Source organism: Bradyrhizobium sp. WSM1253 (assembly GCF_000244935.1).
GTDB classification, from domain to species: domain Bacteria; phylum Pseudomonadota; class Alphaproteobacteria; order Rhizobiales; family Xanthobacteraceae; genus Bradyrhizobium; species Bradyrhizobium canariense.
Genome location: NZ_JH600073.1, coordinates 229,805 through 253,992, shown reverse-complemented (window position 1 = coordinate 253,992; position 24,188 = coordinate 229,805). Strand labels below are relative to the sequence as shown.

Genomic DNA, 24,188 nt, shown 5'->3' with positions numbered 1-24,188 from the left:
GACGCTCGTGCATTGCTGGAGCCACTTGCGCCGACGCTTTGTCAAATTGGCCCGCAATAGCAAATCGCCGATCGCCGAGGCCGCCATTCGGCACATCGCACAGCTTTACGCCATCGAAGCCATGGTGCGCGGTGCATCGCCGGACATCCGGCTCGCCGCACGAAAGGAGCATTCGTTGGCTCTCGTCGCCGCTTTGAAAATGTGGTTCGAGAAGCAGCTGTCGATGATCTCCAGCGGTTCGACGCTCGCCGAGGACATCCGCTACGCGCTCAATCATTGGCAAGGTCTGACCCGCTTCCTTGAAGACGGGCGCCTCGAGCTCGACACGAACCCTGTCGAGAACGCCATCCGGCCAGTCTGCCTGACCAGAAAAAATGCGCTCTTCGCCGGTCATGAGGTCGGAGCCGAAAACTGGGCCTTGCTCGCCTCGATCGTCGCCACCTGCAAGCTCAACGACGTCAACCCGGCCGCCTACATCGCCGAAACACTCGAGACGATCATCGACGGCCATCCCCATAGCCGCATCAAAGACCTCATGCCGTGGCGATTCCGCAAAACGTCAAGCCAGCCTCAATAGGGTTGCGGCTAAGCGCTTACGTTAAGAGCAGCCATTGCTGACCCTTCTTGCCCGACGACAACCGAATCCACTTGCATCAACTCCAAAATCGCAAATCGCGGGCTTGTCGAATTACTGCGCGGCGCCTGGTACGCTCATCGAGCCGAAGTCGATTGCGAGCGCCTGGCCGGCGGGGCTGTAGCCCCCGGCCTTGGCACCTTGCGTGCGCTTGCGTCTCACTTCCGCGGTCTCGTCTGCGGTGCGCTGCATAAGATCGCCGCCGCCATAGCTGTTGTTCATAAGATTGAGCGCTACGCCAGCCGGGGTCGACGTAATCACGACTGCTTCTCCGCTTTGACCTTGCTGCTCACGATGACGTTGAGTAGCGTCATCTGCCGCACCGCTTCCCCATCGGAGGCCATATACCGTTTCGTGAAGTCCTGATCCTTGAGTAGGCGCGCCTTGGTCGCTGTGGCGGCCGCATGCTCCTGTGGAGTGACCTCATCACCGGTCAGCACCTGCCGAATAACGCCTGTTTCAACTCCTGCCTCGCGGAGCCATGCCGCGGCACCGATGTTCTGGATATGACCGGACTCCTGGACGGGTGAATCGTCGAGCACACCCGCGATTGCCTTCTCGATCCGGTCGCCGCTCTTGATGGCGATCTCGGACAAGGAGCGGAATTCGGCGACCTGAGGGCCGTTGCCCTTCAGGAAATTGTCCGTCCAATCCTTGTTACTTCGCAGATCGGCGAGTTTTGCGACGGCCTCGTCCGGCGTCGGCGCCGGTGGCGTCTGAATCGGTTGTGGCTCGGTCATGCCGCGTCCTCCTGCCGATATCCCGGAATATCGAGTTTCCTGGCCGCCGCTGCGAAGAGCGCGCGCACAGCGCGATTGCCCTGGTGCCGCGGCCCAACACCGCCGACCGTAATCGGGTGCGCGCACGCTTCGCCGGTGATCACGCAGCCGTGCGCCTCGGTGCACATGCCGCGACATTTCGTTCTGCTGATGCCGACGGTGGCCTCGGTGGGGTTGGCTTCGATCTGCTGCCGCCACGCGGCGACCGCCTCGCGATCCAGCCGCACCGCCAGTCCGTGCGCCAGCGCGTTGGCCTCGAGCTGAAATGTGATCGTCTCGATCGCCGAAACCAGCGCGCCCAGCTTGGCACGCTCCGCGGCACCGCCCTCATAGGCCGCCAGAGCCCGCTCGGCGACCTGAAGCCGAAGGTCTGCCAATTCCCGCTCAAGGCCCGGGCGCGCATCCAGCACGGCCGGAGCACGCGGGGCGGCCGGATTTGTTGGCAACTTCATGCCGCTTTCCCCTGCTGGGGCTTCTCGATCGCCGCGGCCAGCACGTAACGCACGTACGACGAAACGGAGCGCTCCTCGCGCTCGGCGGCAGCCTCGACGCGCTCCGCGAATTTCTCGTCGACGCGAGCTCCAATCAGTCGTTTGTCGGTTTTTGCCATGACGACTCCTCACTATTGCTGCGAAAAAGATCGTCCTGTTTGCATGGAGTAGCAATGTGCTGATGGGGCCGCGGTGCACGCGCCGACTTTCGCCGGCTGGGCGCCAGTCGTTTGCGTACCTTCGCCGCGCTGGCCTGGTCCTCGACAAACGTGACGCGCGCAATGCCAAGCGCCAGCGCCTGCAGCAGCAACGGAAGCGATCGGTTGCCAAACCTGCGGATCCTCGCCGGCGCCATCAACGCCGCGACATAGGAATCCGGCAAACCCGCGTAGGCTTCAACTGCGCCATACGTGGTGCCGAGCTCCGAAATCCGCTCCCGGATCAGCGCCCGCAACTCGGCCTCGGTCTCAACCACAACCGGCTGCATCACCGACGCCCCGCGGTCTTGCTGCAAACTGCTGCAATGAGTTGGGGGAAAAGCCAGCGCGAAACTCGGCGAGCACATGAAATTGGGAACGAGAGCGGAATCTTCCTGCCGGCCGGCACCCGGTGGGGTCTTTTCAGGCTGAGCCATGAGCATCTGATGGTCGAGCGGCCGGCTCGCCTCGCGCCCACGGATACTGAAGCGGGGAACAAAGGTGTGGATAGAGAGCGCGCGCTAAAACCCCGTCGACCGTGGGTTTTGACCGTAGGTTTGCGGCCTGCCTTAGGAAAGCAAAGCGTAATCAATCTGGTTCGGAGGATGGACGTTCTGCCAACCGCATGCCGGACTTCATCGTGAGCAGCCGACAGGCCTGCTCGCCTGGCTGGCTCGGCATAGTCCCTGTCGAGATGCAGCCTCGGTGCCGACTTGCTCGGTGTGGTGGCGGTGATGAAGGCGTGAGCGCGACAAGACAGCTCAATACCGCCCTCCCTTCCCTTCCCCCTCAGGATCGCTTGCGGGGCTCGCTGAGCATCTGGCTGGTGTCTCGGGACGGCCGACCTGTGCGAGCCCATGGACGGGGCCGGCTGGGCCGTCTGCGTGTGTCCTAGCGTGATGTCGTCGATGGTGTGACGAGCGCAGCGATGACGCAACGAGAGCGCAGCGCCAGCGGAGCGAAGTTGCGGCGAGAGCGGAGCCCGGAGCCGCGCGCGCGAGGGGGCGCAACCAGCGCAACCACACTCTATAGCAACCGAGTTGCGCAGTTGCGGGGCGGTCGAACACCAGCTAAGTGCGCAACTGTTTTGGAAAAGTTGCGCCATAGTTGCGCTGGTTGCGGGGCCGGTCATGTGATGAGCCACACCCATTCGCGATCGAATCCGATCTGGCCGCCGTCGCGAAGCTTCGAGAGATTGGTCGAGAGCTGGGCGCGCCAAGAATTGCCTTCGGCGCCTTCCTGCCAAGCCATTGTCTGGCAGTATCTTTTGAGGTCGTCCCGGCTTGCGGCGCGGATCTGATGGGGCACCGCGGCACTCCCGTGTGCCGTCGTCCCGGCATCCTCGATTGCGCGCTTGACGATCTTGAGCAGGTCACCCGCCAGCCCCTTGGGCGGCTTGGGCTTCGCATTGGTTGCGCGAAGTTGCGCTTTGCCGGGCTGCGACAGAATTTCGACAACACAGGTTGAGTTTTCCACAGCCTCGGAAGGTGGGGCGCAACCATCCGAAAAAGTTGCGCTCAAATCGAAGGGGGCGAGCCGGAAGCGCCACTCCTGCCCCTCCCGGCCATCCTTCATTTCCTCGATGCGGACAGTGCTGAACGCGTCCGACTTTTCGACCAAAATGGTGACGTCGGCCGCGCCGTTGAGCGCGTTTGATCCGCGGCCGCCCCGCGTCGGATCTTTGCCGACATGGTGCACCACGACCACCAGGCAGCCAAAGTGCCTCTCGATCGCGCCGCAGCGGTTCACGAACCGGCCCATATCGCGAGCGCTGCTCTCGTCGCCTTCACCCATGCATCGCGCCAGCGTGTCCAAGACGATCGCCCTGGGGCCCTCCGGGCAGGTTGCTGCAATGAATGCGTCCAGCTCGGCGAGCAGTTGCGGCAGGTCCGTCGCCTCGCTGCCAAGGTCTGGCACGTTCTCGATCATGTAGAACGGGACGCCCTGGCCCTCGATGCCGCGGTGCTGACGCATTGCGACCAGACGGCGCTTAAAGCCGTTCACGCCTTCGCCGGTGAGGTAAATCACCGCCCCCTGCAAGGTCGCCCGGCCGGCATATAGCGCACCCTGGGCGACGCTACAGAGCATGTCCGAGGTGAAAAAGCTTTTGCCAGACTTCGGTGCACCAATGACGTTCGCGAGCCCGCGCGCGGGCAGAAGGCCGTCAATGAGCGAAGCGGGCTCGGCGGATATCGTAACGTCGTCGAGCGCGACGGGCGTGAAACGCGGGCGCGGCGCTTCGGGTGCTCTCGTCTCGATGCCGTGGCCGTAATCTTCCGGGCCATTCGCCGGCGGCGGCTCACCAGTGTGTTTCCAGCGGTCTCGAGGGTCCTCTACCTCCATGCTCTTGACCAGCATGGCTGCATACCCGTCGTCGTCCGGTGTGAGCGCGTCCATCTACGTATGCTCCGGGGCAGTGCGCAGTCGGGCGAACGTCCTGCCCAGCAAGTCTTGAATGGCGTCTTGTCCAAACTCGTCGACATAGCCGGCGGCCTCGGCGAGAAACTGTATGCCGTCGGCTGCGACCTGGAGCGTGATCCAGCCTTCAGCGACAAACCAAAGCTGGTATTCCGCGCACTCAAGGAAATCAGCGATCTCGATCTGCGGCGCGGCTATCCGATGGCGAAGCGGCGCGTTCACTGCTCGCCCCCATCTTCTGGCGAGATCAGTCCCAATCGGCGGGCTTCGGCCTCTGCCTTGACCAGCGCCCGGGCCAACTCCGGCAACTTGCGCACGGAGACGGACACGCCCCGCGGCGTCGGCCGGTCAATGCCGTCGGTGCCTGTGGAGTGAATGCGAACGCTGACGAGATTGTGCCCTTCGAAGCTGCTGAGCGCGACATGGATGGCATCGGTCCGGCGGCGGTTCTTTGATATTTTAGCTATCGTGACCGTCTCGGCGAGCGGCGCGGGTTTCGTCCAACGCAAGGACGGCACATTGTTCGGCGCTGGCTGGTCTGCTATCGACATGGGCGTCGGGCCTTCTTGGTCGTGGGTTCGGCAGATTCTCGGACATGGCTAAGGGGGCTCGGTGCGGACACACCGGGCCTCAGTCCGTTCAGGCGGCAGCACCGCCGCGTGCGGCCCCACGATCGGCTCGGCGTTGCGCCTCAGTTGCAAGACGGCGCTTCACGTACGCGTCGATAGAGGCCACAGTGATACGGCGCGACTTACCTTCGGTGTACGACTCCAGCTCGCCCGCATTGATGAGCTTGTACAGCGTCTCCCGTGAGACCAAGAGGGTCTTCATCGCTTGATTGGGCGAGGCTACGAGGGGTGCTTCCAGAGCGATAGCTTGCGACGGGGACATGTGTAGGACATCCTTTTGTTTCCGTGTTCGGCAGTCTAAGGGGCGAACAACCGTTTATCGTTTGCTGTGCGCTATCGTTCGCCAGAGGCCCTAACTGGCCGCACCCAGCAACGCACCAGACTGACTACGGAAATTCCGCAGCTAACGCCAAATTCGCTCGCCAAAATGAAAAGAAACCGCTGCAGCACAGCGGTTTCTTTCATGCTTTGGCTGATGCTTGGTGGTCGGCATTCGCGAGCGACGCGCTAACTGGCCTGTTCCCGAGTCTTTGGCTTTCCACTGGCGACAAGCTAAAAAAAGTTCTGATAAATCCAATAGATATGCGAATTCTGTGGAATGCTAAGCGGGATGCTAAGCGGGATGCTCGCCGAGATGCTCGCCGGCGCGAAAGGTGCGCGTCCTTGGAAATTCCGATGCTCTGCTTAGGGGCAAGCAGAGTACCGCATACACCGGCTCGCATTGACTGCGCAGGGGTGCGCATGCTGGCTCTCCGGACGCCGACGACCAACTCTGCTTGCTCGCAAGCAGATGCCAGCAATGGCTGGCATCTTCTAGACGGCCGTGAGAAAGGATGCCCAATCGTTCATGAGCAAGCGGCGCTTCTCGAGCTTCTGACCACGTTGGTAGGCCGCCGTTGTTTCGCTCTTGTATTTGTGGGCCAGCGCGGCCTCGCGCACACCGTCCGGATAGTCGGTGCACTCCTCCGCCCAGGTCGCGAAGGTCGAGCGAAAGCCGTGCACGGTTGCTTGGCCGTAGCCAAGGCGATCGAGCACCGCAAGCATTGCGTTTTCCGAGAACGCCGCGCCGTCCGGGTTCGTGAAGATGAGCTCGCCCTGGCTGCCATCTCGCATTTGGTCGAGGATAGCCAGCGCCGGCGCGGTAAGCGGCACATGGTGGTCCTGGTCCATCTTCATCCGGTGGCCCGGGATCTTCCACACGGATTCCGGACGATCGATCTCGATCCAACCTGCTTCAATCGCCTCGTTCGTCCGGCAAGTGGTGAAGATGACAAACCGCAGCATCTGCGCTGCTGTGCCGGCGGCGTCGGCGAGCGCCCGCATGAAGGCCGGCGCCTCGGCATACGGGAGCGCCGGGTGATGTCGGACGGCGCGTTTCGGCCGCTTGGGCAGCTTCTCGCGCAACTGCTTCGTGAGCTCGGCCGGGTTGCGGAAGTCGGCATCGTCGATGTTGACGTTCTTCGCGATGATCGTCTCGATGCGGCCGCGGACGCGGTTCGCCGTCTCGCGCTTTTCCACCCAAATCGGCTTGAGCAGGTCATGGATATGGCTCGGCTTGATCTCGGGAATGGTGAGTTTGCCAATCGTCGGATACGCATAGCGCTTAAGCGACGAAAGCCACTGATCGCGGTGCTTCTCGCTCCAGGTCGACCAGTTCGCGCGGATATAGGTCTCGGCGCATTCTTCGAAGGTTGACAACACGACGGCGGCTTCGATGGCCTTCACCTCGTCACGCGCGGCGCGCCGTTCTTGAACGATGTCGATACCTGGAGTGCTGCGATCACTCTTGACCTTCAGCCGTGCAGCGTCGCGGGCGAGCCGCGCGTCCTTGAGCGAGATGTGCTTGAAGGAGCCAAGGCCGTGCCATCGCTCCTTGCCGTCCTTCCAGTAGCGGTAAGCCCAATTCTTCGACGTCGGACTTGTCACAATGAGATAGAGCCCGCCACCATCGGTGTATTTGCCGGACTTAGTCTCGCGCTCTACGTCGAGTGGCTTGAGTTTGCCTGCCATGTGTTCCCCTCAGAGCAAACCGTCCTCCGAACCCACGGGCAAAATCTACGGTCTTGGCTCGAATTGCAGAGAACATCTGCGAACACGCTAGTACAGCGTTTCCGAGCAGTCGGTTGATTTGGTTGGGGATTCCGAACGGTCGCGAACAGTGGCGAACAATATACTGGCGGAAGGGGTGGGATTCGAACCCACGGTACCCTTGCGGGCACGCCGGTTTTCAAGACCGGTGCCTTAAACCACTCGGCCACCCTTCCAAACCCGGAATGGCTGTCGCTTAACGTAGTCGACGGCGCATGGCAACGCGAAGTTGGCGCCGGACCCGAAACCCCTCGGCCGCACACGGTCTGTCAGGCGAGCGTTAGCCTGTTCCCTTAGCCTGTACGCCTCAGCCATCCCGGACACTGGCGACATCTCCCAGGGCGTCGCCGGTTGCGAGGCCCGGTTTGGTGTCGCTTCCGTTTCCAGGCCTCGTTTGCTGCCCTCAAAAGCAAAACGGCGCCCCGTTGGGAGCGCCGCTTGAATTCTTCATAGCTTCGCCGGCTCAGTACCCGCAGGACGCGCAGCCCATCTGCACCGGGGCGTAATAGGAATAGCCCGGCTGGACCATCCCGACGCGTTGGCGCGTGGCGTATTGGGGCGGGATGCGTTCGTACTGGACGCTGGGCGGCGCCACCATCACGGTCTGCGGCACCATCACGGTGCGGTACTGCGCCGGCGCGCGGTGCGCCACGACGGCGCCTGGCGACACCATCACGGTCTCGTCGACGGTGCGGTATTGCGGCTGCACATATTGCTGCTGGTAGCAGGTCGTGCACGGCGGCGGCGTGTAGCAATTGTAGCAGCCGGCGGAGGCTGCGCTCGTCATGGAAATCGCAGCGACGACGGTCGAGAAAACGACAGCGAGAGTGCGAGACATTATTGTGGTGCCCCAATTGCCCGAATGGATTTGCGAAGGTCGCATCAGTATACGCGGCAAACCCTTGCTTTGCCGAAGTTCGTCGAGGCATCCTTAATGCAAACGGCCGGCTTGCGCCGGCCGTTCAGAACTTGTTGACCATGCGCGGCGCGTGCGATCACGCGCGCACGAGACGCTGCTACTTCGAGCGCCGCTTCACCTCGCGCACCGCGCCGCGCGCGGCGCTGGTGGTGAGCGCGGCGTAGGCCTGAAGCGCGGTCGAGACGTTGCGCTTGCGGCCGATCGCCTGCCAGGCGGTGTCGCCCTTCGCTTCTTCCGCGGCGCGGCGCTTGGCCAGCTCCTCGTCGGAGACATCGAGGGTGATGCTGCGGTTCGGGATGTCGATGGCGATGCGATCGCCGGTCCTGACGAGACCGATGTTGCCGCCTTCGGCCGCTTCCGGCGACAGATGGCCGATCGACAGGCCCGACGAGCCGCCCGAGAAGCGTCCGTCGGTGACGAGCGCGCAGGCTTTGCCCAGCCCCATCGATTTCAGGTAGCTGGTCGGATACAGCATCTCCTGCATGCCGGGGCCGCCGCGCGGGCCTTCATAGATGATGACCACGACCTCGCCGGCGACGACCTTGCCGCCCAGAATGCCTTCGACGGCCGCGTCCTGGCTCTCGAACACGCGGGCGGGGCCGGAGAATTTCAGGATCGAGGCGTCGACGCCGGCGGTCTTCACGATGCAGCCGTCCTGCGCGAGGTTGCCGTAGAGCACGGCAAGACCGCCGTCCTTGCTGAAGGCGTGCTCGAGGTTGCGGACGACGCCCTTCTCGCGGTCGGAATCGAGCTCGTCGTAACGACGCTCCTGGCTGAACGCGACCTGCGTCGGGATGCCGCCGGGCGAGGCCCGGAAGAAGGTGCGGACAGACTCGCTCTTCGAGCGCTTGATGTCCCAGCGCTCCAGCGCGTCCCTCATGGTCGGCGCGTGCACGGTCGAGACCGAGGTGTCGATCAGGCCGGCGCGATCGAGCTCGCCCAAAATGCCCATGATGCCGCCGGCGCGATGGACGTCCTCGACATGCACGTCGGCGACCGACGGTGCGACCTTGCACAGCACGGGCACGCGCCGCGACAGGCGGTCGATGTCCTGCATGGTGAACTTGACCTCGCCTTCATGGGCGGCGGCGAGCAGATGCAGCACGGTGTTGGTCGAGCCGCCCATCGCAATGTCGAGCGTCATCGCGTTCTCGAACGCCTTGAAGTTCGCGACATTGCGCGGCAGCACAGAGGCGTCGTCCTGCTCGTAGTGGCGGCGCACGATGTCGACGATGGTGTGGCCGGCCTCGACGAACAGGCGCTTGCGATCGGCATGGGTCGCGACCACCGTGCCATTGCCGGGGAGCGCAAGGCCGAGGGCTTCCGTGAGGCAGTTCATCGAATTGGCGGTGAACATGCCCGAGCACGAGCCGCAGGTCGGGCACGCCGAACGCTCGATCACCTTGACGTCCTCGTCGCTGACCTTGGAATCGGCGGCGGCGACCATGGCATCGATCAGGTCGACCGCCTTGGTCTTGCCCTGCAGCGTGACCTTGCCGGCCTCCATCGGTCCGCCCGAGACGAACACCGCGGGGATGTTGAGCCGCAGCGCCGCCATCAGCATGCCGGGCGTGATCTTGTCGCAATTGGAGATGCAGACCATGCCGTCGGCGCAATGGGCGTTGACCATGTACTCGACGCTGTCGGCGATCAGTTCGCGCGACGGCAGGCTGTAGAGCATGCCGTCATGGCCCATCGCGATGCCGTCGTCGACCGCGATGGTGTTGAACTCTTTCGCCACGCCGCCGGCCTGCTCGATCTCGCGGGCGACGAGCTGGCCGAGGTCCTTGAGATGGACGTGGCCGGGCACGAACTGGGTGAAGGAATTGACCACCGCGATGATCGGCTTGCCGAAATCGCCATCCTTCATGCCGGTTGCGCGCCAGAGGCCGCGGGCGCCCGCCATGTTGCGGCCGTGGGTGGTGGTGCGGGAGCGATAGGCTGGCATGGCGGTTTCCGTCCTCGGGTTTGGCCGGCCGGGCGGGGCAAATTTTCGAAGCCGCCTCAGGCCTTTCCGGCCGGATAGCGCACGGGGGGAACGCGCGCAACGGGAACTTGGGCCGGACAGGGCTCCCCTGCTCCCGGCGCGGGCTCTCTCACCTGCCCCGGACGCAGCGCAGCGTCTCTTCGACGGTGCGCTGCAGAGCCGGGGCCCATCTGGCAGCGAGTGCTATGGCTTCCTGGGTCCCGGCTCGCGCCTCGCGCGTCCGGGACACGAGAGCTGAAGTCCTATTGCAGCTCGGGATCGAGCCGGTCGCGCAGCCAGTCGCCGATCACGGAGACCGCCAGCGTGGTCACCACGATGGTGGTGGCCGGCGCCAGCATGATCCACGGTGCCCGGGTCAGGTACTCGCGGCCGTAGCCGACCATGTTGCCGAGGCTGGTCATCGGCGGCTGCACGCCCAGGCCGAGGAACGACAGGCCCGACTCCATCAGGATCACCTCGGGAAAGACCAGCGTGGTCGACACGATCAGGGTCGAGGCGATGTTGGGCAGGATATGCCGGAGGTAAATCCGCGCCGGCGTCGCCCCGAGCTGGCGGACCGCTGCGGCATAGCCTTGCGCATTGGCGGAAATGGCAAGTCCCCGCGCGATGCGGGCGTAACGCTCCCAGCCGAAAAATCCCATCAGGCCGATCAGGAGCGGCAGCGAATTGCCGAAGAAGGCGAGCACCGCGAGCGCCATGATCAGGAAGGGCATGCTGGCCTGGAAGTCGGACAGCATCAGGACAAGCTGCTCGACCGGTCCGCGGAAATGCGCGGCGAGGAAGCCGAGCGTGGTGCCGACGATGGCTGAAATGGCCGTCGCGCCGAAGGCGATCAGGAGCGAGATGCGGATCGAGACGAGCAGCCGCGACAGCACGTCGCGGCCGAGCTCGTCGGTGCCGAGCCAGTGCGCGACATTGCCGGGCGCAGCGAGACGATTGCGCAGGTCGAGCTGGGTATAGCCGTAGGGGGCGATCTTCTCGGCGAAGGCCGCGATCACCAGCATCGCGACGATCCAGCCGATCGCGATGGCGACCGAGACCGGGATCGCCGGGAGACTGATGCGGCGGCGGGCCGACGTGTCCTTCAGCGTGGCGTCGGTCATGCATGCGCTCCCTTCATGCGTGCGCCCCCTTGGCGCGCAGCCGCGGGTCGAGGAAGCCGTAGAGGAAGTCGACGATCAGGTTCGAGGTGACCATGGTCATCGCCACCAGCAACAGGATGCACTGCACGACGGCGAGGTCGCGGTTGGCGACGGCGACGACGAGCAGGCGACCTACCCCCGGCCACGAAAACACGCTCTCGACCACGACCGCGCCCGCGATCAGCGTGCCCACCATGAAGCCCAGTATGGTGACGGTCGGGATCGCCGCGTTCGGCAGCGCATGCGACGTCACGACTTTTCGCCACGGCACGCCCTTCGCCGAGGCGGTGCGGATATAGGGCTGACCCAGCACCTCCAGCATGGCGCTGCGGGTGAATCGCGCCAGCACCGCGGCGCCGCCAAGGCTGAGTGTCACGATCGGCAGGACGGCATGACGCCAGCTGTCCTGCCCGCCCGAGGGCAGCCAGCCGAGCTGCACGGCAAAAACCAGCACGAGCAGCAGCGCCAGCACGAAGCTCGGCACGGTGAAGCCGGCGACCGCCGTCATCATCACCGCGCGGTCGATTCCCGAGCCACGGTGCAGCGCCGCGTAGATGCCGGCGGGAATGCCGAGCGCGACCTTGAATGCGAAGGCCGGCAGCGTCAGCGCCAGGGTTGCCGGAATCCGCTCCAGCACAAGCTCGATCGCAGGCCGGCCGTCACGCATGGAACGGCCGAGCTCGCCTTTGGCGATCGCGCCAAAATAGTCGAGATACTGAAACCAGATGGGATCATCGAGCCCCCACGCCTTGCGGAAGGCGGCGAGGACTTCCGGCGGCGCTTCCGGTCCCAAAATCATCAGCGCGGGATCGCCCGAGAGACGCAGCACCACGAAGGCGAAGGTGACGACAAGCACGATCGTCAACGCCGCGCGTCCGATCCGAATGGCGAAATAGCGTCCCATCAGGCCGCGTCCCGCGTCTCGACTTGCGGCCCGGTCACGAGATGACAGGCGACCTGCCTGTTGCCGCCGACGTTGGACAGCGCTGGTACCTCGCTTGCACAACGCGTGATCGTGCGCGGGCAGCGCGGATGGAAGGCGCAGCCTTGAGGACGGGCCGCCGGGTTCGGCGGATCGCCTGCCAGCACAATGCGGCCTGCGCTGCGGCGGCCCGGCGCGGGCGATGCCGAGACCAGTGCTTGCGTGTACGGGTGCTCCGGCCGCGCGAACAGATCATCGGCGCACCCGATCTCGACGATGCGGCCGAGATACATCACGGCCACCACATTGCTGATCTGCCGCACGACCCGCAAATCGTGGCTGATGAAGAGCAAGGTCAGCGCAAGCTGCGCCTGGAGATCGGCGAGCAGATTCACCACCTGCGCCTGGATCGAGACGTCGAGCGCGCTGACCGGCTCGTCACAGACCAGGAAATCCGGCTTTGTCGCCAGCGCCCGCGCCAGCACGATGCGCTGGCGCTGTCCGCCGGAGAGCGCACCCGGATAGCGCGCACCATGTGCGGGTGTCAGTTCGACCGCGCGCAGCAATTCGCGGACCCGCTCCTCGCGCTCGAGGGGCGTCCCGAGACCGTGAATGTCCAGAGGCTCACGGATTTGGGCGGCGACCGGCAACCGCCGGTCCAGCGCCCCCAGCGGATCCTGGAAGATCATCTGCATGTGCGCGCGTTGCGCACGCCATGCGGTCGTTCCGGGCGTTGCCATCGGCTTGTCGTCGAACCGCACCTCGCCGTGATCCGGCGGCTCGAGGCCGAGCACGATGCGGCCGGTGGTCGACTTTCCCGAGCCGGACTCGCCGACGAGGCCCAGCGTCTCGCGCCTGGGAATCGTCAGCGACACGCCATCGACTGCATGAATGGCGGCACTTCGGCCGAACATCCCGGAGCGCATGCTATAACTGCGCGAAATCGAGGACACTTCGACGAGCGGACGGCTCATTCGGCGGCGATCCCGAGCAGTGCGCGACGCGAAGCCTCGGCGCGGATGCAGGCCACGGCGCGATCCTCCGCGATCGGCGCGAGGCTTGGAGCCACAATGCCGCACGGCGCTTCTGCCAGCGCACAACGCGGCGCGAAGGCACAGCCATCAGGCATGCTCGCGGGATCGGGCACCGTTCCGGGAATGGCGGTCAGGCGGCGCCTCGGTCCGTCGAGCGGCGGCAGCGCACCGATCAGGCCCTGCGCATAGGGATGGACGGGATCGGCGAAGAGCTGGTTCGCCGGCGCCTCCTCGACAATGCGGCCCGCATACATCACGGCCACGCGGTCGCAGTTTTCCGCGACCACGCCGAGATCGTGGCTGATCAGGACCATCGCCATGCCCATCTCGCGGCGGATAGTCGAGAGCAGTTCTAAAATCTGCGCCTGAATCGTGGCGTCGAGCGCCGTAGTCGGCTCATCCGCGATCAGCAGGTCTGGATTTCCGGCGAGCGCCATCGCGATCATGATGCGCTGGACCTGGCCGCCGGAAAATTCGTGCGGATAGGCTTCGAGCCTGCGCGTCGCGTCGGGAATGCCGACCAGATCGAGCAGCCGCCGCGCTTCCGCTTTCACCGCGCCACCCGAGATATCGCGATGCAGCGCCAAGGACTCGCAGAGCTGCTTGCGGATGGTCAGCACGGGATTGAGTGCGCTCGCGGGATCCTGGAAGATCATGGCGACGCGCCCGCCCCTGATACGGTCGAGCTCGGCGGCGGGCGCACCGAGGATCTCGCGACTGTCGAGACGAACGGAGCCCGAGACGCGGGCATTCCGCGGCAACAGGCCGAGTGCCGCAAGCCACGTCACCGACTTGCCCGATCCGGACTCGCCGACGAGGCCAAGCGCCTCGCCCTTGTGCAAGGCGAGATCGACACCGCGCAGGACCGGCACGCCGTGGAAGGCGACGCTGAGGTCCTTGATGCTGATCAGCGGCGCCACCGATCAGGCCTCGAAATTGCCGGCGCGGAAATCCATCGCGAAGGCGGGCGACGCCTTCCACTTGATCGACTTCGGCTTGGCCGTGAAGGTCGCGTTCTGGTGCAGCACCGTATAGGCCGGGTCTTCGCGCTCGGCGATCTCCAGCATGCGGCGGAACGCCTTCTTGCGGGCGGCACGATCGATCGAGGTTTCCAGGAACTCCGAGAGCGTGTTCAGCTCGGCATTTGTCCACTCGCCGATCTGCTGCTGCTGGCCGTTGGGGCCGTGCTGGGCAACCAGCGACGATACGGGATCGTTGAAGGCGGCCGAGTTCGACCAGTCGCGGACCGCGCGCGTCGGCGCACGTTCCATGATCTGCGACCAGTTCTCCTTGGTTTCGATCTGGACGTTGAGACCGACCGACTTCCACATCTCGACCAGCACTTGCGCGGTCGCGACCTGGTTGGTGTAGTAATTGTTGAGCAGGCGATACGGAATAGGGTCGCCCTTGTAGTTGGCCTGCTTCAGCAGCTCCTGCGCCAGCTTGGGATCGTAGGCCGGCACGTTCCAATCGGCATTGAACATGTCGCCGTAGAACTCCCACTGCAGCCCCTTCGGGACGCGGGTGCGACCGGCCCACAGGCTGTCGACGATCGCCTGGCGGTCGATCGCATGGGTGAAGGCGCGCCTTACAAGCGGATTGGCGAGCTGGGCGTGGTTCTTGTCGAATACGGTCAGACGATGATTGAGGATGGTGCCGCCCTGCACTTCGAAGGTCGCGTTCTTCTCGATGCCCGCGATCTGGTCCGGCGGGATGTCGCAGGCGAACTGGTACTCGCCCGACAGCAGCCCGTTGATGCGGCTCGCGACCTCCGGGACCTCGAGGAAGCGAATGCGCTTGAGCGGTGGACGGCCGCCCCAATATTCGTCGTGGGCTTCCAGCGTCAGCGACACGTCGGGCTTGAGTTCGACAACCTTGTAGGGCCCGGTGGTAACAGGCTTGCGCGCCCAGTCGAGATAGCTCGCGGATTCAGCCCAGGCGCGGCGGTTCGCGATATCTGAGCCGTAGCGCGACAGCCGACCCTCGATCGTGACGTCGGGCGTCGCGTTGTAGAAGCGCACGGTGTATTTATCGACGGCATCGACGCGGACGAGATCCGGCCAGATCCGGCGTGCAACCGCCGGAACGTCCGGCGGCAGTTCCTTGCCCGGCCGCGGCGTCGGAATTTTCTCAAAGGCCTGGATGGTGCTGCGGCTCTTGGCCTCGGTCTCACCGAACATGCGCTCGCGGCTGAACGTGAAGACGACGTCCTCCGCCGTCAGCTCGTCGCCATTGTGGAATTTGACGCCCTGGCGCAGCTTCACCTCGACAGTCTGGTCGTCGATACGGCGCCACTCGGTGGCAAGCCCCGGCACGGCCTCAAGGCTGCCGCGCCAGTTCTTGGAGATCAGGCCTTCCCAGATCGAGGAGAAGAACACCCGCTCGCCGACATTGGACTGCTCGCGCAGCACGTCGAGCACGTTCGAATTCGTCACCTTCTGCACCGCGATGGTGACCGAGGGACGGTTGTCGGCCTGCCCGATCGCAAAGCGCGGCAGCAGCAGCGTGCCTGCGGCAATGCTGCCGGACTTCAGGATGGTACGGCGCGTGAGTTTGCTCATGATGATAACCCCTGCCGGTTTTTTTGTCGGCTATTCGGCGAGACCGAGCGCGGCCAGATGGGCTGCGCCAGCGCGGACGTCGTCGTGGTTGCGAAGTTCGAGGATCAGTCGGGGGTTTGAGGTCAGCCGGCCCAGCGCGCGGAACACGGCGATCCACGGGATGTTGCCCTCGCCCGGCGCCCAATGCCGGTCAGCAAAGCCGTCGGTATCCTGGAGATGCACATGCGCCAGCATGTCGCCGGCGGTCTCGACATAGTAGTCGACCGGCGGCGCGCCGGTGGAGATGTGCGCGTAGTTGGCGTGGCCGGTGTCGAGGGAGACGCGCACCTTGCTGCTTTCGAGCGCCTTGGCGAGACGCACGCGATCGCGCGGATCCTTGTCCTCGATGTTCTCGATGACGATCTCGCAGCCGATGGTTTCGGCGCGCACGATCACCTCGGCGAGTGTCGCCTTGACGCGTTCGACGAGATTGCCGCGATTATCTGGATAGAGGTCGAGGTTGTTGTGGTCCCAGGTCGTGAATGGCGAATGGATCACCATCTGCGTCGCGCCGAGAAACTCGGCGGCTTCGAGGCCCTGAAGCAGGCGTTTCGTCACGACTTGGCGGATCATCGGGTCGTGGCTACCGATCGCGAAGCCCCAGAACGGTCCGTGGATGCCGAGCCGGCCGGTGTGACCTGAGAGCATCTGCTTGATTTCGCTAGCAGCACTTCGCCAGTCGCCGTCGAGCAAGTCCGCGCGAAAAAAATCCTGAATTTCGAGATCGCGCTGCCGTTCGAGAAGCCAGTCGCGATGGGCAGGGATCGATTTGATGGACAATGCGGCGCCCAGTACCGGCTTCGACATGGCTTGCTCCTCGGCCGTCAACAATGACGGGAGCAGCGCTAGACCAGTTCAATGACAGGCCGGTGAAATGCAGGTTCCGCAGCGCTGAGGAGATGTGGACATCCCCGCGATCGCGTGCATCGAATTCAGGCAGCGGCGAGTGCAGACGCATGCATCTGCGCTCGGATCAAGCGCGATGAAATCCGTAGTGATCCGGAATGGAATCCTATTCTGATGTCGCGTACATCGCGGGACATCGATCGGCGGCCTTCCAAGGGCATCACCCTCTGATCGCGCAACATGGGGTTGGGGGACCACATGGGGCGGGGGGATCAAAGGCTGGGGCAAGGTTACGAGGTCCGGACTCCTAGGCACTCCGGACCTCGGGACTTTCTAGATTGAACGTGATTTCGCGCCGCCGGCTTGATCAGCCGTGCGGCGCGAAGTCGTTTTGGCGTCGTTATGCCGACACGGGCGCTAGCGCGTCTGGGGCTCGATCGTCACCGTGCAGTCGCCCTGCCCTTGCGTCGCGACCACGATGTTGCCCGCGGGAGCGCCGAGGGCGATCGGCGCGGACGAGCCGCCGCCGGGCATCTGGACAGTCACGCTCAGAGAATCGGTTCGCGCGGTCGAGCCTACGGTCGAGGGCTCTGCCTGGGCCACATTGCCCGAGGCGTCACGCCGCATGATCTGGCAGTTCACATTGCTGCCCCCGGCCGCGCTCCCTCCTGCCGCAGCCATGCCCGATGAGGTGCCGCCGCTCATTTGCGCACGTGCTCGCGACGGATCGCGGGGCACCTGGCTCACGATGCGATGCGTCCGCGGCTCCACAATGACGACGTCATCGCCGGTCGCAAAATATTCGTAGTCGCGATATTCGGGCTCGATCGAGACGATCTCGGGCGGAAGCCTGTGAAGGCGCACGCGCGAGGGAATGGTCTCGCCGACCCGGATCGAAATGTTCAGATTGCGCTCCGGCTCCGCCAGGCGTGCACGGCTCACCGTTTCAGAAATCCGCACCTGCTTCTCGGAGGTCACCTGCGCCTGCTGATTGGCTTGCGTGTTGGTCTGCGTGGTCTGGTTGGCTTGGTTGGTCTGCGTGCCCGAACTGGCAGGTGCGCTCTGCGCATTGTTGGTCGGGGCCGTCCGGTTCGTGTCGGTCGCGGTGGCCGGCCGGTTGTTCTGCTGCGCCGGCGGCTGCTGCTCGGCCGCGTTGCGCGGCGGCTGGGTCTGGTTGCGCTCGTTCTGGTTGGCTGCGGCACCCGTGCGCTCGTTCTGCTGGCTAGACGTGCCTGACTTGGACTTCTCGGACTCTGCCGTTGATTTCTGCTGCGCGGATTTGTCCTGCTTCGTCTCAGCACTGCTCTTGCTGTCGCGTCCGGGTTTCGTGCTCTCGGCATCGCGGTTGCGATCGCGCGAGGGCTCGCGGGATTCTTGCGCCTGATCCTTCGATTTCGGCTGGTTGCGCTCGGCAGAACTGGCCGGCTGGCGCTTATCGTCACTCGCGTCCTGCCTGGCAGCGCCGCCCTTCTCCTCGCGGCCCGCGCCCTGCAATCGTTCCTGGGCGCCCTGCGCGCGCTCTTGAGCACGCTCCTGAACACGCTCTTGGCCGCCGCCGTGTTGCGGTGCGGCGCCTTTCGCCGGCTCCTCGGTCCGTCTCGGCTCGTCCCTTCGCTCACCGGGCGCCTGGGCGTAGGCGAAGCCGGAAGCAAGCATCAGTCCGATAGCTGCGGTCGATAACATCAAGTGCTTGCGCATGGTCCCTCTCCTCGGAAATTCGCAACAACAGACGCGAACGTTCTGTGGGTGCGAAGGTTCCTGATCAGGAACGAGGGCTGATCACGCGGTCTCACATCTCAGGCGGGTCTCACATCGGGTCCTTCAGCGTGAGCCGCGCCGTGAATGTCACGCTGGTCTTGCCAACCAGCGCCATGCCTTCGACCTCGGCGCCGTCGGCGGAGTAGTCGCCCGAAAAGCCGCAGGTCACTTCCCTGCCGCCGAACGCGAGTGGCTTGCCGACGGCCTCGGTGTGCTGATTGACGGTCATGTCGCCGCGCCATTTCCCGTTCCGGAAGGTGTAGCTGCCGGTGTAATAGAAATAGCTGTCACCGCCCATGATGCGGCCATCGCAGAGCACGACGACGCCTTTGGCCTGGCCGCGCTTGCCGTCGCGCATCTCAATCTCAAAGATGTAGAGGCCGTTGAGGACCTTCTGTGGGTTGGCGCCCTGCTCGGGCTCATCGCCGGCCGACATCGCTCATCTCCCGTTCAAACCGGCACATTCCGTTCGAGATCTTCAAGCCACGCCGCCGCGCTCGAATCCGACGGCGCGCGCCAGTCACCGCGCGGCGACAATGAGCCGCCGGCCGAAACCTTGGGGCCGTTCGGCATCGCCGAGCGCTTGAACTGGCTGAAAGCGAAGAAGCGGCGCAGAAACACCTCCAGCCAGCGGCGTATCTCGGGAAGGTCATAGGCCTTGCGCTTATCGGTCGGGAATGCCGGCGGCCATTCGCCCTGAGCAACGTCTTTCCAGGCCTGCAGCGCCATGAACGCGATCTTGGATGGCCGCATGCCGAACCGCAGCGTGTAGAACAGGTTGAAATCCTGGAGCTCGTAGGGACCGACGGAAGCTTCCGTGCTCTGTGGCTTCTCGCCCGGCTCGGCCGGAACCAGCTCCGGCGAGATTTCCGCCGACAGGATCGATCCAAGCGTTTGGTTGACGTCGTCGCTGAACTGCTTGGAAGCAATCACCCAGCGGATCAGATGCTGGATCAGCGTCTTCGGCACCCCGGCATTGACGTTATAATGCGCCATCTGGTCGCCGACGCCGTAGGTGCACCAGCCCAGTGCAAGCTCGGAGAGATCGCCGGTGCCAATCACGATGCCGCCGTGATGATTGGCGAGCCGGAACAGATAGTCCGTGCGCAGGCCCGCCTGCACATTCTCGAAGGTGACGTCGTAGACCTTCTCGCCCTTGCCGAAGGGATGGCCGATGTCCTTCAGCATTTGCGTCGCCGTGGTGCGAATGTCGAGCTCCTGCCAACTCGTCTGCAACGCCTTCATCAGCGCCAGCGCATTGGTCTTGCTCTCGCTGCCGGTGGCAAAGCCCGGCATGGTGTAGGCGAGAATGTTTTCGCGCGGCAGGCCAAGCAAATCGACCGCCTTGGCGGCGACGATCAAAGCGTGGGTGGAATCGAGCCCGCCCGAGACGCCGATGACGACGCGCTTGGTGCCTGTCGCGCGCATACGCTGGACCAGGCCCGCGACCTGAATGTTGTAGGCCTCATAGCAGTCCTGCTCGAGCAGGCTCTCGTCGCTCGGCACGAACGGAAAGCGCTCGACCTTGCGCAGGAAGCCGATATCGGCGGCCGGCGGCTTCAAGGCGAAGCTGACTTTCCGGAAGAAACCCTCGCGCTGTCGGCGGTTGTCGTCGAAGGTTCCCATCAGCGCGCGCTCCTGCCTGAGCAGGTCGAGATCGACGTCGGCCAACGTGATCTGGCCGCCCTGGCGGAACCGCTCCCCCTCGGCCAGCAGCACGCCGTTCTCGTAGATCGAGGTCTGGCCGTCCCAGGCCAGATCCGTGGTCGATTCCCCTGCCCCGGCGGCGGAATAGACGTAGGCCGCGAGGCAGCGCGCCGAAGTCGATTGGCACAAGAGCGCGCGCGAGCGGGCGCGACCGATCGTGATCGGGCTGCCCGAGAGATTGATCAGCACGCTCGCGCCCGCGAGTGCGAGCTCGGAGGCCGGCGTCACCGGGATCCACATGTCCTCGCAGATCTCGACGCCGATGGTCAGGCCCGGAACGTCCTCGGCCGCGAACAGGAGGTCGACACCGAACGGAGCATGCAGCCCGCCAAAGCCGACCATCTCTCCGACGATGCCGGCGCCAGAGGCGAAATGCCGTCCTTCGTAGAATTCGCGATAGGTCGGCAGGTAGCTCTTGGGCACGACGCCCAGGACCTTGCCGCGATGGATGACGACCGCGCAATTGTAGATCCGATTGCCAAAGCGCAGCGGCGCGCCGACGATCAGGATGGTCATCAGGGCCGAGGATGCCTCGACGATGGCCACAAGCCCGCGCTCGACCGCATCGAGCAGCGGATCCTGCTTCACGAGATCTTCGATCGCGTAGCCGGACAGGCACAGCTCGGGAAACACGGCAACCGCCACCGACTGCTCGTGGCAGTCCTTCGCCGCCGCCAGAACCGCCGTCGCGTTTGCCGTGGGATCGGCCACATGAGAGGTGGTGACGCAGGCCGCCACGCGCGCAAATCCGTGGGCATAGATCGAGTGGAAACTCATCGAGCACAGTCCCTTTGTCTCGTCGCGACCGGCCTCCGCCAGCTCTGGACTCCATTTAACCCATCGACATGGCCCCGTGCAGGCCATTCAACGGCATGCATAACGGATTTGCAGCTTCGCTGCCCGACGCCTGGCCCTTCGAGGCGGTGTCAGGCTCTGCGCACCAGCATGCCAGGCAGATCGTCGCACAGCCATTCGGCGATCCGGGGCCAGGCATGGGCGTGGGTCCGCGCGCCCATGAACAGGCCAAGATGGTTGCAGGGCTCGGAGGCCGCCGCAATGAAGGCCGATGGTGTGCCGAGCAAGCCGGCGGTGGCGAGCGCCTGCGCAGCCGGCACAACGTCGTCATCGAGTCCAGCCAGCAGGAAGACCGGCGCCTTGACGTCCTTCAGATCAATCACGCGGCCGAGTGCCGTGAATTGGCCGCGCGCGATCCGGTTCTCTCGGAAGATCCAGTTGACGATCTCGAGATAATAGGTGCCGGGCAGATTGAGAGGCTCGGCGTTCCAGCGCTCGAAGCGTGCCAGCAGCGCCGCACCCTCCTCGCCGAAGAGGTCGCTCTGCAGCGCCGTCGCGATGTCGTCGCAGCTCGGCGCCTTCGACCAGACACGCAGCATCTCCTCGCCGCTGACATTGCCGCCCCCGCGGGCGACGAGCTGGTCATAGACCATCTCCGGCGCGTTGCGGGCGAGCTGCGACAGCCTGGACTCGATCGAGAGGTCGACGGGCGCGCCTGCCAGCACCAGCCGCCGCACCTTGGCGGGAAAGCGCGCCGCATAGAGCAGCGACAGCCAGCCACCCTGGCACAGGCCGACGAGATCGACCGGGGCGCCGATCTCGTCGACGGCGACGTTGAGATCGCCGAGATAGCTGTCGATCGAGAGATAGCGCATGTCGGGTGCGGCCGAGCGCCAGTCGGTGAGATAGACCCGGTCGATGCCGCCATTTTGCAGGGACTGCACCACGCTGTGGCCGGGCGCGAAGTCGGCGATCAGGGCCCGGTGCAGCGCATAGGGCGCGCAGACCAGTGCCGGCTGGCCGGACCCCGTCCGCGTGCAATCGCGCAGGCGCATGGTCGCAAGCTCCAGCGCGACGGAGTTGGGCGTGGTCCACGGCAGACTGCTGTCGGCCTGCTCCGGCGCACCGCGGTCGAGCCATCCGAAGCAGGCGTCCATGGCAAGCCGAGCTGCTGCGAACGGCCACAGCAGCGGGTCATCCGGGACCGGGCCCGGTGCGCGCTGCTGTTTGCCGGTCTTCTCCGCCATGGCTATCTCACGGTCCTCACAGGAAGGCCTCGAAGCTGACGAGCGAAATACCGCGCTCCCGAAAACTCTGATGGGTCGCGGCCACCGAGCCGCCGAGATCGATGCCGCGGCAGGCGTCCTCGATGACTGCGACCTCGAACCCCGCCTTGCGGGCATCCTCCGCCGAGAAGCGGACGCAGAAGTCGAACGCGAGGCCGGCGACGAAGACGGTGTTCAACTCGCGTTCGCGCAAATATCCGAGCAGGCCGGTCGGCGTTTTCCTGTCGTTCTCGAACAGCGCCGAATAGGAATCGATGCCGCGCCGAAACCCCTTCCGCACCACGAGATTTGCGCGAGTGGCGTCGAGATCGCGATGAAATTCAGCACCGGCCGTGCCCTGCACGCAATGGCTCGGCCAGAGCACCTGGACGCCATAGTCAAGCGCAATGGTCTCGAACGGCTGTTTGCCCGTATGGTTCGGGGCAAAGGAGACATGATCGCGGGGATGCCAGTCCTGGGTCAGCACCACATTGGCGAATTTTTGGGCGATCCGATTGATGGCGGGGACAACCTTCTCGCCGCCGGGCACGGCGAGCGCCCCGCCCGTGCAAAAATCGTTCTGCACGTCGATGACCAGGAGCACGTCGCGGTCGGAAATCTTCATCGCAAGGTCCATTCCAGGCCATCCCGCGCGACCGGCGCCGAAGGCCACGCCGCCAGTGTCGATCTTCCCGCGCTGCTTCGCAACCACCGACAAGGTGCGGCGATATGCGCGAATGCACCCCGTCGGGACCGGGATGCAACGGTTTGGGCTGATGCGTGTTGACTAGATCCACCCGGGGACGGATTCTGACAGCCGTTCGCGTCTTGCGATCGGATAGAGCGGAGGAAGCGGTTCCCGCAGCCGGAAGGGCTGCGGCAGCCATACGCACATGACCATCGGCAAGACAGGACAGATTCTTCTCGCCGATATCGGCGGCACCAATGCGCGCTTCGCGCTCAGTCAGGGCGACCAGACCGGACCGATCGACTACGTCAAAGTGGCAGACTTCCCGACCGTCCGGGAAGCCATTGCCGATGTTCTCGCGCGTCGCTGCCACGGCCTACCGCCCCCAAGGGCCGTGCTGGCCGTGGCGGGCCCGGTGACCAACAACCGCTGCGTCATGACCAACAGCCCCTGGGTCATCGACGGCAACGAGCTCCAGCCGGCCTTCGCCTTCGACAGCGTCCATGTGCTCAACGATTTCGAGGTGGTGGCCTGGTCCCTGCCCGCCCTGCAGCCCGCCGACCTGATCCCGCTCGGCGGGCAAGATGGCCTTCCCGGAGAGCCGTTGCTGGTGGTCGGCCCAGGAACCGGCTTTGGCGTTTCCTGCCTGGTCGAGCGCCATGGCGCACGACTGGCGGTCGTCACTGAGGCCGGCCACGCGACCCTGCCGGCGGAGGACGAGCGCGAGGAACGCGTCATCGCCTGCATGCGCCGACGCCTCGGCCATGTCTCCATCGAGCGTGGCGCGTTGTCCGGTTCCGGCCTGCAAAGCCTCTACGAGGCGGTGGCCGAGATTGACGGCGCTCAGGTGCCGCATCGCGATGCTGCCGCCATCACGAAGGCCGCCCTGGAAGGCAGTTGCGAGCTCAGCCGCAAAACGCTGGAGATGTTTTGCGCCATTCTCGGCTCGGTCGCGGGCAATCTCGCGGTGACCTTCGGCGCACGCGGCGGCGTCTATATCGCCGGCGGAATCGTGCCGCGCTTTCCCGACTTCCTTGCAGCTTCCGCATTCCGGGCGCGCTTCGAAGCCAAGGGACGCTTCCAGGACTATCTGCGCAACATCCCGACCCGGCTGGTCACCAAACCCGATGCGAGTTTCCTCGGCCTCAAGATGTTCGCCGAGCACAACCAGCCTTAACGGCGCGCGCCTCCGTTCGCGCCCAGTAATTCACAGCTGATTAACGAGCACGCGCGCGCGACGCGGGATCGTGCTTGCGCGCACGTCCCGGATGAGAAACAATCCTGGCTTG

At 64.7% G+C, this 24,188-nt stretch carries 25 protein-coding genes and 1 tRNA gene; 2 read left to right on the top strand and 24 right to left on the bottom strand.

The features are described from left to right. Positions 1–577, top strand: a 577-nt coding sequence (locus BRA1253DRAFT_RS03080; RefSeq protein WP_007590998.1) for an IS66 family transposase, incomplete at its 5' end; no start/stop codon positions are given. 111 nt (positions 578–688) lie between these two features. On the opposite strand, the gene BRA1253DRAFT_RS03075 is transcribed toward BRA1253DRAFT_RS03080, so the two are convergent. The 24 genes from BRA1253DRAFT_RS03075 to pncA all read right to left on the bottom strand — a co-directional run bounded on the left by BRA1253DRAFT_RS03075 (position 689) and on the right by pncA (position 22,848). Continuing rightward, complete coding sequence (locus tag BRA1253DRAFT_RS03075) at positions 689–895, bottom strand: hypothetical protein (protein ID WP_007590997.1); 207 nt, start codon at positions 893–895, stop codon at positions 689–691. Beyond that, the gene (locus BRA1253DRAFT_RS03070) at positions 892–1,374 is read right to left on the bottom strand and encodes a hypothetical protein (RefSeq protein ID WP_007590996.1); all 483 of its coding nucleotides are present in this window, start codon (positions 1,372–1,374) and stop codon (positions 892–894) included. The genes BRA1253DRAFT_RS03075 and BRA1253DRAFT_RS03070 overlap by 4 nt, the downstream gene beginning before the upstream one ends. Continuing rightward, positions 1,371–1,865: a hypothetical protein gene (locus tag BRA1253DRAFT_RS03065; protein ID WP_007590994.1), complete on the bottom strand. Its 495-nt coding sequence runs from the start codon at positions 1,863–1,865 to the stop codon at positions 1,371–1,373. The genes BRA1253DRAFT_RS03070 and BRA1253DRAFT_RS03065 overlap by 4 nt, the downstream gene beginning before the upstream one ends. Beyond that, positions 1,862–2,023, bottom strand: coding sequence for a hypothetical protein (locus BRA1253DRAFT_RS43345; RefSeq protein WP_007590993.1), 162 nt, complete (start codon positions 2,021–2,023; stop codon positions 1,862–1,864). The genes BRA1253DRAFT_RS03065 and BRA1253DRAFT_RS43345 overlap by 4 nt, the downstream gene beginning before the upstream one ends. Continuing rightward, positions 1,999–2,538 carry a hypothetical protein gene (locus BRA1253DRAFT_RS03060; RefSeq protein ID WP_157158531.1) on the bottom strand — a complete coding sequence of 180 codons (540 nt, stop codon included), beginning with the start codon at positions 2,536–2,538 and terminating at the stop codon, positions 1,999–2,001. Before BRA1253DRAFT_RS03060 ends, BRA1253DRAFT_RS43345 begins: the two co-directional genes overlap by 25 nt. 691 nt (positions 2,539–3,229) lie before the next feature. Next, complete coding sequence (locus BRA1253DRAFT_RS40390; protein ID WP_007590990.1) at positions 3,230–4,498, bottom strand: helicase RepA family protein; 1,269 nt, start codon at positions 4,496–4,498, stop codon at positions 3,230–3,232. Continuing rightward, on the bottom strand, positions 4,499–4,741 hold the full coding sequence (locus BRA1253DRAFT_RS03050) for a hypothetical protein (RefSeq protein ID WP_007590989.1): 243 nt from the start codon (positions 4,739–4,741) through the stop codon (positions 4,499–4,501). Further along, positions 4,738–5,070 carry a PC4/YdbC family ssDNA-binding protein gene (locus BRA1253DRAFT_RS03045; protein ID WP_007590983.1) on the bottom strand — a complete coding sequence of 111 codons (333 nt, stop codon included), beginning with the start codon at positions 5,068–5,070 and terminating at the stop codon, positions 4,738–4,740. The genes BRA1253DRAFT_RS03050 and BRA1253DRAFT_RS03045 overlap by 4 nt, the downstream gene beginning before the upstream one ends. An 88-nt stretch (positions 5,071–5,158) precedes the next feature. Beyond that, positions 5,159–5,410 (bottom strand): helix-turn-helix domain-containing protein, encoded by a 252-nt coding sequence (locus BRA1253DRAFT_RS03040; protein WP_007590982.1) that lies wholly within the window; start codon positions 5,408–5,410, stop codon positions 5,159–5,161. Between the two features lie 551 nt (positions 5,411–5,961). Further along, the gene (locus BRA1253DRAFT_RS03035; RefSeq protein ID WP_007590967.1) at positions 5,962–7,158 is read right to left on the bottom strand and encodes an integrase arm-type DNA-binding domain-containing protein; all 1,197 of its coding nucleotides are present in this window, start codon (positions 7,156–7,158) and stop codon (positions 5,962–5,964) included. A gap of 164 nt (positions 7,159–7,322) precedes the next feature. Continuing rightward, a tRNA-Ser gene (locus BRA1253DRAFT_RS03030) sits at positions 7,323–7,412 on the bottom strand. 287 nt (positions 7,413–7,699) lie between these two features. After that, a complete protein-coding gene (locus BRA1253DRAFT_RS03025; protein WP_035992652.1) occupies positions 7,700–8,023 on the bottom strand; it encodes a hypothetical protein in 324 nt (107 codons plus the stop codon). 229 nt (positions 8,024–8,252) lie between these two features. Then, positions 8,253–10,103 carry a dihydroxy-acid dehydratase gene (ilvD, locus tag BRA1253DRAFT_RS03020; protein WP_007590964.1) on the bottom strand — a complete coding sequence of 617 codons (1,851 nt, stop codon included), beginning with the start codon at positions 10,101–10,103 and terminating at the stop codon, positions 8,253–8,255. 281 nt (positions 10,104–10,384) lie between these two features. After that, entirely contained in the window at positions 10,385–11,245 is an 861-nt protein-coding gene (locus tag BRA1253DRAFT_RS03015; protein ID WP_007590963.1) for an ABC transporter permease, read from the bottom strand. 13 nt (positions 11,246–11,258) lie between these two features. Next, positions 11,259–12,188, bottom strand: coding sequence for an ABC transporter permease (locus tag BRA1253DRAFT_RS03010; RefSeq protein ID WP_007590961.1), 930 nt, complete (start codon positions 12,186–12,188; stop codon positions 11,259–11,261). Then, complete coding sequence (locus BRA1253DRAFT_RS03005) at positions 12,188–13,180, bottom strand: ABC transporter ATP-binding protein (protein ID WP_007590960.1); 993 nt, start codon at positions 13,178–13,180, stop codon at positions 12,188–12,190. The genes BRA1253DRAFT_RS03010 and BRA1253DRAFT_RS03005 overlap by 1 nt, the downstream gene beginning before the upstream one ends. Beyond that, positions 13,177–14,160: an ABC transporter ATP-binding protein gene (locus BRA1253DRAFT_RS03000; protein WP_007590957.1), complete on the bottom strand. Its 984-nt coding sequence runs from the start codon at positions 14,158–14,160 to the stop codon at positions 13,177–13,179. Before BRA1253DRAFT_RS03000 ends, BRA1253DRAFT_RS03005 begins: the two co-directional genes overlap by 4 nt. Before the next feature lie 3 nt (positions 14,161–14,163). After that, a complete protein-coding gene (locus BRA1253DRAFT_RS02995) occupies positions 14,164–15,801 on the bottom strand; it encodes an ABC transporter substrate-binding protein (protein ID WP_007590955.1) in 1,638 nt (545 codons plus the stop codon). Positions 15,802–15,831: 30 nt separating this feature from the next. Then, on the bottom strand, positions 15,832–16,647 hold the full coding sequence (locus tag BRA1253DRAFT_RS02990) for a sugar phosphate isomerase/epimerase (protein WP_007590953.1): 816 nt from the start codon (positions 16,645–16,647) through the stop codon (positions 15,832–15,834). 456 nt (positions 16,648–17,103) lie between these two features. Then, on the bottom strand, positions 17,104–18,384 hold the full coding sequence (locus BRA1253DRAFT_RS02985; protein WP_007590951.1) for a DUF1236 domain-containing protein: 1,281 nt from the start codon (positions 18,382–18,384) through the stop codon (positions 17,104–17,106). A gap of 109 nt (positions 18,385–18,493) precedes the next feature. Beyond that, on the bottom strand, positions 18,494–18,880 hold the full coding sequence (locus BRA1253DRAFT_RS02980; RefSeq protein WP_007590950.1) for a GrlR family regulatory protein: 387 nt from the start codon (positions 18,878–18,880) through the stop codon (positions 18,494–18,496). A 14-nt stretch (positions 18,881–18,894) separates the two neighbouring features. Then, positions 18,895–20,928, bottom strand: a complete 2,034-nt coding sequence (locus tag BRA1253DRAFT_RS02975; protein WP_007590948.1) for an NAD(+) synthase — start codon at positions 20,926–20,928, stop codon at positions 18,895–18,897. Between the two features lie 149 nt (positions 20,929–21,077). After that, positions 21,078–22,193, bottom strand: a complete 1,116-nt coding sequence (locus tag BRA1253DRAFT_RS02970; RefSeq protein ID WP_007590946.1) for an alpha/beta fold hydrolase — start codon at positions 22,191–22,193, stop codon at positions 21,078–21,080. Between the two features lie 16 nt (positions 22,194–22,209). Next, complete coding sequence (pncA, locus tag BRA1253DRAFT_RS02965; RefSeq protein WP_007590945.1) at positions 22,210–22,848, bottom strand: bifunctional nicotinamidase/pyrazinamidase; 639 nt, start codon at positions 22,846–22,848, stop codon at positions 22,210–22,212. Positions 22,849–23,104: 256 nt separating this feature from the next. Between pncA and glk the strand changes: the two genes are divergently transcribed. Then, positions 23,105–24,076, top strand: a complete 972-nt coding sequence (gene glk / locus BRA1253DRAFT_RS02960; protein WP_007590944.1) for a glucokinase — start codon at positions 23,105–23,107, stop codon at positions 24,074–24,076. The last annotated feature ends 112 nt before the right edge of the window (positions 24,077–24,188 follow it).

Bases quoted from the DNA above. Each gene is read 5' to 3' on its own strand.
- BRA1253DRAFT_RS02995 (WP_007590955.1), bottom strand. From the start codon at position 15,801: ATGAGCAAACTCACGCGCCGTACCATCCTGAAGTCCGGCAGCATTGCC.
- BRA1253DRAFT_RS03040 (WP_007590982.1), bottom strand. From the start codon at position 5,410: ATGTCCCCGTCGCAAGCTATCGCTCTGGAAGCACCCCTCGTAGCCTCG.
- BRA1253DRAFT_RS03035 (WP_007590967.1), bottom strand. From the start codon at position 7,158: ATGGCAGGCAAACTCAAGCCACTCGACGTAGAGCGCGAGACTAAGTCC.
- BRA1253DRAFT_RS03025 (WP_035992652.1), bottom strand. From the start codon at position 8,023: ATGACGAGCGCAGCCTCCGCCGGCTGCTACAATTGCTACACGCCGCCG.
- BRA1253DRAFT_RS43345 (WP_007590993.1), bottom strand. From the start codon at position 2,023: ATGGCAAAAACCGACAAACGACTGATTGGAGCTCGCGTCGACGAGAAA.
- BRA1253DRAFT_RS02970 (WP_007590946.1), bottom strand. From the start codon at position 22,193: ATGGCGGAGAAGACCGGCAAACAGCAGCGCGCACCGGGCCCGGTCCCG.
- BRA1253DRAFT_RS02990 (WP_007590953.1), bottom strand. From the start codon at position 16,647: ATGTCGAAGCCGGTACTGGGCGCCGCATTGTCCATCAAATCGATCCCT.
- BRA1253DRAFT_RS03005 (WP_007590960.1), bottom strand. From the start codon at position 13,180: ATGAGCCGTCCGCTCGTCGAAGTGTCCTCGATTTCGCGCAGTTATAGC.
- glk (WP_007590944.1), top strand. From the start codon at position 23,105: ATGACCATCGGCAAGACAGGACAGATTCTTCTCGCCGATATCGGCGGC.
- BRA1253DRAFT_RS03010 (WP_007590961.1), bottom strand. From the start codon at position 12,188: ATGGGACGCTATTTCGCCATTCGGATCGGACGCGCGGCGTTGACGATC.
- BRA1253DRAFT_RS03065 (WP_007590994.1), bottom strand. From the start codon at position 1,865: ATGAAGTTGCCAACAAATCCGGCCGCCCCGCGTGCTCCGGCCGTGCTG.
- BRA1253DRAFT_RS02980 (WP_007590950.1), bottom strand. From the start codon at position 18,880: ATGTCGGCCGGCGATGAGCCCGAGCAGGGCGCCAACCCACAGAAGGTC.
- BRA1253DRAFT_RS03015 (WP_007590963.1), bottom strand. From the start codon at position 11,245: ATGACCGACGCCACGCTGAAGGACACGTCGGCCCGCCGCCGCATCAGT.
- BRA1253DRAFT_RS03060 (WP_157158531.1), bottom strand. From the start codon at position 2,538: ATGGCTCAGCCTGAAAAGACCCCACCGGGTGCCGGCCGGCAGGAAGAT.
- BRA1253DRAFT_RS40390 (WP_007590990.1), bottom strand. From the start codon at position 4,498: ATGGACGCGCTCACACCGGACGACGACGGGTATGCAGCCATGCTGGTC.
- ilvD (WP_007590964.1), bottom strand. From the start codon at position 10,103: ATGCCAGCCTATCGCTCCCGCACCACCACCCACGGCCGCAACATGGCG.
- BRA1253DRAFT_RS02975 (WP_007590948.1), bottom strand. From the start codon at position 20,928: ATGAGTTTCCACTCGATCTATGCCCACGGATTTGCGCGCGTGGCGGCC.
- pncA (WP_007590945.1), bottom strand. From the start codon at position 22,848: ATGGACCTTGCGATGAAGATTTCCGACCGCGACGTGCTCCTGGTCATC.
- BRA1253DRAFT_RS03045 (WP_007590983.1), bottom strand. From the start codon at position 5,070: ATGTCGATAGCAGACCAGCCAGCGCCGAACAATGTGCCGTCCTTGCGT.
- BRA1253DRAFT_RS02985 (WP_007590951.1), bottom strand. From the start codon at position 18,384: ATGCGCAAGCACTTGATGTTATCGACCGCAGCTATCGGACTGATGCTT.
- BRA1253DRAFT_RS03070 (WP_007590996.1), bottom strand. From the start codon at position 1,374: ATGACCGAGCCACAACCGATTCAGACGCCACCGGCGCCGACGCCGGAC.